Origin of the sequence: Alcanivorax sp., from assembly GCF_051117345.1 — a bacterium.
GTDB lineage: Bacteria > Pseudomonadota > Gammaproteobacteria > Pseudomonadales > Alcanivoracaceae > Alcanivorax.
In genome coordinates this window covers 1-8,208 of the sequence record NZ_JBNPEC010000243.1, presented here as the reverse complement: position 1 = coordinate 8,208, position 8,208 = coordinate 1, and the positions used below count along the sequence as shown (strand labels likewise).

Here is an 8,208-nt window from a genome sequence, read left to right as displayed (position 1 = left end):
TGGAGTTGGGTGTGGGTTTTAAGGCATCCACAAAAAAGGCTTCCTGGAGGAAGCCTTTTTTATTATCTCTCTGATCGGTCGCCTCACTCTTCCGAGTGACTTTCCTCTTCTTCCGCCTGGCTGCTCAGGTCATCGGCCCGATCTGGCTCCGGTGCCGGCGGTTCGTGGGCCGGGGTGTCATCCTGCTGCTGGCGCTTTTCCTCTTTTTCCTGGGTGGCTTTCTCCGCCTTGGCTTCCACTTCCTCGGTGGTCTTTTCCTCGCCGATGCGGAAAGCCGCAAAGCCGGCATGGACCACCTGATTCACTGCCATCCCCAGAACCCGGCCGTTATAAGGCGCAATGATGGCGCTGCCGGTATTGCTGATAGGGTCGGTGACGGTGCCCAGTACCTGGCCCTTTTTCACGTTCTGGTTCAGTTCTACTTCGGCAAGAAGGATGCCGCCCTGGGTGGCACGAATCCATTCGGACTCATAGAACACTGGCTGTGGGGCACTCCAGAAGCGGCTGGCCTTACGCATGCCCAGGTTTTCCAACAGGGTATCGATGGCCTGTACACCATTGCTGACCGCCTCGGTTTCCAGCCGGTTAGGGCCACCGGCCTCCATCGTCACCGCCACAATGTTCTTTTTCACCGCCGCGTCACGGAGCATGCCGGTGACGCCAGGGCTGTGCAGTACCGTCATACCGCCGAAATGCTTGGCAAAGGCCACCACATCCGGGTTGTCCAGGTCGGCCCGTAGCTGTGGCAGGTTGACCCGTTTCTGGGAACCGGTGTGCAGGTCCACCAGATAATCGCAGTGGCGGACGATATTGCTGAACAGGGAATGGGCCACGCGGCTGGCGGCACTGCCATTCTTGTTGCCCGGGAAATAGCGGTTCAGATCCCGGCGGTCGCTCAGGTAGCGTGAGCCGCTGCGAAAGCCATCCAGATTGACGATGGGTACACCGATCACGGTGCCGGCCAGTTGATCCGGCTCCAGCTCGTACATGAGCCTACGCACCATCTCGATGCCGTTCAGTTCATCGCCATGAATGGCCGCAGTCAGACACAGCCGCGGCCCGGGCTTGTCGCCATGGGCCACCAGCACGGGCACCGGGGTGGCAATGGAGGCGAACGATTGATCCGGGGTCCAGTGCAGAGTGGCAAAGCTGCCCGGTTCCACCTGCCGTCCCAGCAGGGACAAGGGCAGGGGAGCCGGGTCCGCCGCCGGTTGAGCCGGGTCACCCGCTACGGCGTCGTCGGCCTTGTCCGTGTCCGTATTGCCGTCACCGGCAGTGGCCTGGCCATCGCTTTCCTGCTGGCGCTCCACGGCCCGTTCTTCATCTTCCACTTCATTGGTCCAGCCAGGCGTTGCCACCAGGCCGAACAGGACAAAGATCGTCGTGATAGCGAATGAGGACCGCGTTTTATACACAAAAACTCCTTGATTCAGCCAAGCTGATCCAGCTCGTCCCAGCGAGCGAAGGTGGTTTCCAGTTCCGCCTGCAGCTCGGTTTGTTGCTGTTGAGCGGCGCTGATCTCGGCCGGATCACCCTTGAAGAAAGCCGGGTCCGACATGCGAGCCTGCACCGCTTCCAGTGCCGTTTCCAGTTGCTCGATCCGCTCCGGTAATTGCTCCAGCTCCCGCTGATCCTTGTAGGACAGCTTCTTGGCTTTGGGCGCGGTCGGGGCCGGTTCGAGCACTGGCTTGGCGGATTTGACGGCTTTTCCCTTCACAGGTTCCGGACGCTGACGCAACCAGTCCTGATAACCGCCCACATAGCTGTTGAGCTCGCCGTTTTCGAACACCAGGGTAGAGGTCACCACATTGTCGATGAATTCCCGGTCGTGGCTTACCAGCAGCAGAGTGCCTTGATAATTCATCAGCTGCTCTTCCAGCAGCTCCAGGGTTTCCGCGTCCAGATCGTTGGTAGGCTCATCCAGGACCAGCAGGTTGAAGGGGTTGGTGAACAGCTTGGCCAGCAGCAGGCGGTTGCGCTCACCGCCAGACAGGGACTTCACCGGCTGGCGCACCCGGCTCGGGTCGAACAGGAAGTCCTGCAGGTAACCGATCACGTGCTTGTTCTGGCCGTTGATGGTGACCACATCGGAGCCTTCGGCCACGTTGTCGATCACGCTCTTTTCCTCGTTGAGGGTATCGCGCAACTGATCGAAGTAGGCCACCTGTAGCTGGGTGCCCAGCTTCACGTTGCCGCTATCCGGTGCCAGCCGACCCAGCAACAGGCGAATCACGGTGGATTTACCGCAGCCATTGGGACCAAGGATGCCCACCCGGTCACCGCGCAGCAGATTCACGGAGAAGTCCTGCACGATAGTCTTGCCGTCCACGGTGTAATCCAGGTGCTCGGCTTCCACCACCACCTTGCCGGAGTTGTCCCCGCCTTGGATGGTGAGGTTGGCAGTGCCGGTGCGATTACGGCGCTGGGCGAATTCATCACGCATGGCCTTGAGCGCACGCACCCGGCCTTCGTTACGGGTGCGGCGGGCCTTGATGCCCTGGCGGATCCACTTTTCTTCCTGGCTGAGTTTCTTGTCGAACTCGGCGTTGGCACGCTCTTCCGCTTCCAGGGCCGCCTGCTTGCCGCTCAGGTATTTCTCATAACTGCCCGGCCAGCTGGTCAGCTTGCCCCGGTCCAGCTCGATGATGCGAGTGGCCAGCGAGCGGATAAAGGCCCGGTCGTGGGAAATGAACACCAGGGTGGCGCCGTAGCTCTTGAGGAATTCCTCCAGCCACTGGATGGAATCCATGTCCAGGTGGTTGGTAGGCTCGTCCAGCAGCAGGATATCCGGTTCCTGTACCAGCGCCCGGGCCAGCAGCACCCGGCGCTTCATACCCCCGGACAGGCCGGCAAAGGCCTGATCGCCATCCAGCTTCAGTTTGGACAGCACCGTATCCACCCGCTGTGACAGCTGCCAGGCACCACAGGCCTCGATCTCGCTGCTCAATTGTTCGAACCGGGCCAGCACCTTGTTGTCACCATCGCCAAGATGGTGGACCAGCTCGGCGTGCTCGCTGAGCAGGGCTCCGTGCTCGCCCAGGCCTTCAGCCACCATGAAATGGACGCTGTGGTCCTGGTCGTCCGGCACTTCCTGCTCCAGGCGTGCCACGGTCAGCCCCTGGGTCTTCTCGATCTGGCCGTCATCCGCATGGATCTCTTCGGCAATCACCTTCATCAGGGTGGACTTGCCGGCGCCATTACGACCAATAAGACAAAGCCGCTCCCCCGGGTCGATAGACAGGGTGACGTGATCCAGCAGCGGTTGCTGCCCGTAACTGAGCTGAATGTCGCGGAGGGTAATGAGAGGCATACTTTATGGATAACCAAATATGTGAATAATGGGGTGGAGCCGTGATTAGCTACGAGCTTCTAGCTTCTAGCTACAACGCGCATTAGTCAGGCAGGAAACGACTGACTCAGTGGCCGCGATTATCGCAATGTGGTCGCGGGCACAGCGTTATTCTGTTCCCCCGAAGCCGGATCGCGTTGTAGCTAGCAGCTCGTAGCTAGTCACTATGTTTTTGAACGCGCAGTGTAGCAGCTTGTTACGGGCGTGTAGTGGTGTCTGAAGGGATCATCGGGCAGCCTTGGCCCATAAGGAGAACAACACATGACAGACTTTTTGCGGGAACGTTACGAAGAGGTGGATCTGACCCCGGGGCAGGGCAAGATCACCGCTACCGTATCCATCGGGCTGGGGGTTCTGGCGCTGATGGGCAGCTTCTGCTTCCTCTACCCGGAGTTGCTGACCACCCCGGATTTCCGTGCCTTCTATAACGCCGAGGTGCTGCGCATTGCCCTGTTCATTGGCATCGGTATCGGCTTTGTCTGTGGCTTCTTCAGTGTCTTGCGTCATCAGGAAAAGCGCTACGGCATTATCGGCATGGTGCTGGCCTGCATGGCCGCGCTGATCGGTTCCGGGCGCCTGGATGTGCCGCCAGTGGACGGCCGCAGCCTCTACGCCGGGCTCGACTATTTCATCCTCACCCTGCTGGTGCTGGCCCTGGTCTTTATCCCCCTTGAGCGGGCCTTCCCCAAAGACCCGGACCAGAAAACCCTGCGCGGTGGCTGGGTCACGGATATCAAATACTTCCTGTTCAGCCATGTGGGCCTGCAGCTGATCAGCTTCTTCACCATCATTCCCATCCAGGTGGTGCTGCACGACAAGGTGGATATTGGCTTCCAGCAGGCCATCGCCAGCCAGCCCCTGTGGCTGCAGTTCATCGAGATCCTCATCGTTATCGACCTGGGCAGCTACTGGATTCACCGGGCCTTCCACGAAGTACCGTGGTTGTGGAAATTCCACGCGGTGCATCATTCCACCACCCAGATGGACTGGTTGGCCTCCTCGCGCCTGCATGTGGTGGAAATCATCGCCAACCGCTTTATCGGCTACCTGCCCATCTTCATCCTGGGCTTTTCGCCGTCGGCGGTGTATGCCTACCTGGTGTTCGTGTCCTTCCACGCCATCTTTATCCACGCCAACGTGCGCTTCCGGTTTCCGGGCATCCGCTGGCTTATCGCCACCCCGGAATTCCACCACTGGCATCACTCCTCGGAAGACGAAGCCGTGGACAAAAATTACGCCGCCTTTCTGCCCATCTACGATAAACTGTTTGGCACCCTGATCATGCCCAACCGACTGGCTGCCGAGTACGGCACCCGGGCCAGCACCAAGGTACCGGAAGGCGTGGTCGACCAGTTCCTGTTCCCGTTCCGTCGGGATAAATAATTATCACCACAGAGGGCGCAGAGAACACAGAGCTAAGGTGTTTCTCAGTGAACGCTGTGCTCTCTGTGGTGAAGCAGGGTTTTGAATGTGCTCCAACCGGGATAGCTTAAATGGATGACCTGATCGACCTGCTGCGTGAACGCCACCAGGGCTCTCTGGTAGCCCTGGAGCTGCCGGACGAAGACCGGCTGGTGGAAATCGAGGAACAACTGCTGATTTCCCTGCCGGGAGAGTACAAGGAGTTCCTGCTCACCACCGGTGACATCCTTTGCGGCAGCCTGGAACCGGCCACTGTCATGGACGACTACGCCCACAACTTCCTCCCCGAGCTGGCGGCCCAGGCATGGAACCAGGGCATGCCCCGTTCCCTGATCCCGGTTTGCCAGGCCGAAGAAGGCCTCTACGCCATCGGCCAGGATGGCCAGATCGTCTTCTGGGTACCGGGAGAAGGCGTCAACGAGGACGAGGATTGGAGTTCTATCTGGCAGTGGGCCAGAGAGGTGTGGCTGGAAAGCTGATTAAGAGCAGTTAATAGTTAACAGTGAATAGTTAATAGCTGAAAACCGCGGCATCCCCTCTGACAGAGCCGCTGTAGGAGCGCCTCTCGAGGCGCGAATGACGCTGTGGACGAAGCCACCGTAGGAGCGGCGCTTGAGCCGCGAACCCTCGCTTGCGAGGGCATCGCCCTGAGGGCGATCAAAGAATTGTAGGACTCAACAGGTTTTTCCGAATAGCGCATCGGTAACCTGAAACTTGGGTGCCACGCCGGTTCGCGGCTCATACTCGCAGAGCACAGGGAGCGCCGCTCCTACAGCGGCCCTGGAGAACCGTTCCTCCTCACACCCCCGCCAAATCCAGCTCATTCTGAATCAACACCACACACTGCGATGCAAACAGCATCCGCGGCCCCAGGCTGATCTTCTCCGCCCCCAGCCGCTTCAAGCTGTTGAAGGTCTTCTTCGGCATGGGGATATGATCGGTGAGCAGAAAGCAGGGGGCCTCCCCGAAGCCCACTTCACGGATGCTGTCCCCCTTCTTGTCCATCACATACAGCTGATGCTCCTCCGCCAGATCCTTCACCAGCCGCTCAAAACTCAGCGTCCGCACCCGAATACCTGGCTCCACGGCCCGTTCCTGCTCCTTGCCCAGCCCCTGTGACACATCCAGCGCGTTGGCCACCTTGGCCAGTAGCGCCTTCTCATGGAAGCCACCGATGTCCTGCATCTCCGCCCCGGTGAAACTGATGGTGCGGGAGTAATCCTGGGTGCTCTCCAGCACTAGATGCACCACCACATCATCCCGGTGGGACTGGGCCACAAACAGGCTGTTCATCAGCGTATGGGCGAGAATTTCCGTATGGGCATCGCCACCCACATTGGCCAGCAGAGCCTGGCTGTCGGTAGGGGCGGCGCGGGCGCGAAGGACAAAGGTACGCATTATCTAGGGCTCTGGAGAATGTGAGGGGATTGTACATCAGTCGCTGTCTGGTCGTAGATGCTTGCCCATAAGCTGGCAATGACTGCCCGTTTTCAGCGGAACGTTCCACATAACTCTGGACGAAAACCGTAACGCACTGATTCCAGGTGAAAATATTTTGAAGGGAAAAGGGATATCAGGAACGGAGTTCAAAGGAAGGTTCCTATGAACTCCGCGTAGGATATTAGCTATTCCATTCTAAGTGGTTGATATGAGAGTATTTTGATAGATCCTGAGGGTCGGGTGACTCGGAGTTATGCGGAACCGAGTTATGCGGAACGTTCTAATTAATACGCTGTTAGCCAGAAGGAAAGGAAATGATCCACATGGACGAGTTGGTGAGTCTGTTAACGTCGGGACAAAAGAAACGTACATTCGCTGAGGTGCACTCGCTCTTCTTGGTCTTGCTCGGAGCGTTGTCTTTTATCGTTGCGGGTTATTGGGGGTTGGCTTTATCGGCTGTTGTCCCTGATCTCATTGCAAAGACCAACAAATTTGGTTTGCCGCCGCTGGCGATTGGCTCCTGGTTTCTGATCGGCATCTATGCAGCAATTACTTGGTATTTTGGCTGTATTGCATCGCGCTGCCATGCGGTTCTCTACGAAAAGTGGTTCAAGTGAGTTTTGCGGCTAACAAGGTGCTGCTGCCGACAAGCGGCAGAGCGCTGGCGTTATATGGATATACCTATAGGGAGGGAGTTATGAAACTTATACCAATTATTCTTGGTGCTCTGATGGTTGCAAGTTGTAGTAGCTCTCCACCAAAGCCTTCAGAGCGATTAGCCAATTTAGAAGATCTTGAAGAATTTTGGGTTGATCTTAAAAAATCGAAAAATGAAGCAATCTCAATAGAGGAAAGAAAATATGCAGTTGCTAGTTGGGTATATTCCGCAGTCGCGGATCGAACCTACCTTGAACCTGAGACTCTCTGTTTTCCGCTTGATGAGAAATGGATAAATATAAAAATATCTGAAGGCGACTTCGAAGAGTTGCTAAAAAATGGTTTTTTCGCGCAAGCATGGCATAGAACTTCTTCTAGGGGAGATAATGAGCTAGTAATAGCTTATCGTGGTACGGATGGCCCAGACGACTTCCGGCATGGCAATTTTTCATTTATGAAATCTCCCTTTTCGAACTCGCAATTTGAATCCGCTATCAAGTTCCGAGATCTCATTTTTCAGGTTGCAGATAACAACGAGAAATTAAATTACGATTATGTAGTATTTGTGGGACACTCTTTAGGTGGTGGCCTAGCTCAATATGCACAAGACTTTACTCCAAATAGCAGAGCGTTTGTATTCAACTCATCTCCTAACAGGGGAAGGCTCTATTCCATTTTTAAGAAGCATGAATCTAAAAAGTACGTGACACGTCTGTATGAAAAAGGCGAAGTTCTGAGGTGGCCAAGATGGTTGTTGTTTGATTTTGACCGGTACGACAATTCTAACCCAGGTGGTCTAGGAATGAATACGCGATGGTTTCAATTTTATAAAGACAATTTGATTGAGAACCATAACATGAAAGACTTCTCGGCCGCCTTAACAAAGCTAGCGGCTGTTGCAGGTGATGCTCAAGCAGCAGAGGCCATAGATTTTCTCAAGCAACGTAGAAAAGGGAATAAAGAAGCTGCCACAGAAAACTGTTCGATACGGAACTAAAACATATAACAAGCCAAGTCAGAAGGACTTATTTTGCTGTCGCTTCGCTCCAAAACGCAAAATAAGCCTCTGCTTGGGGCGTTATGAGATAGGCATGTCATGAGTCAGGAAGATATCAAAGCGCGGGTTTGCAAAGATGCCTTGGCTATTTGTAATGAGCGTATAGCAACCGATGCTTGGGTTGCTTTGCCAGAGATCATGGATTCTATTCAGGCGCAGCTGGCGTGGCTCGTTTCTTACTTTGAGGGTGCTAGCGCGGAACGAAGCAAGCTCTTTGGGTTGACCTCCGGGCACTATGCCGTAAGGGAGGTGGATGAGCAGGACCGAGAGTTCGTCGAAGCTT

The 8,208-nt window shown here is 56.0% G+C and carries 8 protein-coding genes; 5 read left to right on the top strand and 3 right to left on the bottom strand.

Going from position 1 to position 8,208, the window contains the following annotated elements; genetic code table 11:
* Nucleotides 1–83 precede the first annotated feature (83 nt).
* On the bottom strand, nt 84–1,415 hold the full coding sequence (locus tag ACFE0K_RS15330) for a succinylglutamate desuccinylase/aspartoacylase family protein (RefSeq protein WP_434536892.1): 1,332 nt from the start codon (nt 1,413–1,415) through the stop codon (nt 84–86).
* Between the two features lie 14 nt (nt 1,416–1,429).
* A complete protein-coding gene (locus tag ACFE0K_RS15325) occupies nt 1,430–3,310 on the bottom strand; it encodes an ATP-binding cassette domain-containing protein (protein WP_434536891.1) in 1,881 nt (626 codons plus the stop codon).
* Nucleotides 3,311–3,610: 300 nt separating this feature from the next.
* Between ACFE0K_RS15325 and ACFE0K_RS15320 the strand changes: the two genes are divergently transcribed.
* A complete protein-coding gene (locus tag ACFE0K_RS15320; RefSeq protein WP_434536890.1) occupies nt 3,611–4,732 on the top strand; it encodes a sterol desaturase family protein in 1,122 nt (373 codons plus the stop codon).
* A gap of 110 nt (nt 4,733–4,842) precedes the next feature.
* Nucleotides 4,843–5,250, top strand: a complete 408-nt coding sequence (locus tag ACFE0K_RS15315) for an SMI1/KNR4 family protein (protein WP_434536889.1) — start codon at nt 4,843–4,845, stop codon at nt 5,248–5,250.
* A 319-nt stretch (nt 5,251–5,569) separates the two neighbouring features.
* Here ACFE0K_RS15315 and trmY read toward each other — a convergent pair whose 3' ends face one another.
* Nucleotides 5,570–6,169, bottom strand: coding sequence for a tRNA (pseudouridine(54)-N(1))-methyltransferase TrmY (gene trmY / locus ACFE0K_RS15310; protein ID WP_434536888.1), 600 nt, complete (start codon nt 6,167–6,169; stop codon nt 5,570–5,572).
* 365 nt (nt 6,170–6,534) lie between these two features.
* Here trmY and ACFE0K_RS15305 point away from each other — a divergent pair, with 365 nt between their 5' ends.
* The 3 genes from ACFE0K_RS15305 to ACFE0K_RS15295 all read left to right on the top strand — a co-directional run.
* A complete protein-coding gene (locus ACFE0K_RS15305; RefSeq protein ID WP_434536887.1) occupies nt 6,535–6,828 on the top strand; it encodes a hypothetical protein in 294 nt (97 codons plus the stop codon).
* Nucleotides 6,825–7,865, top strand: coding sequence for a hypothetical protein (locus ACFE0K_RS15300; RefSeq protein ID WP_434536886.1), 1,041 nt, complete (start codon nt 6,825–6,827; stop codon nt 7,863–7,865). Before ACFE0K_RS15305 ends, ACFE0K_RS15300 begins: the two co-directional genes overlap by 4 nt.
* A 99-nt stretch (nt 7,866–7,964) precedes the next feature.
* The coding region (locus ACFE0K_RS15295) for an immunity protein Tsi6 family protein (protein WP_434536885.1) at nt 7,965–8,208 on the top strand (244 nt) is incomplete at its 3' end.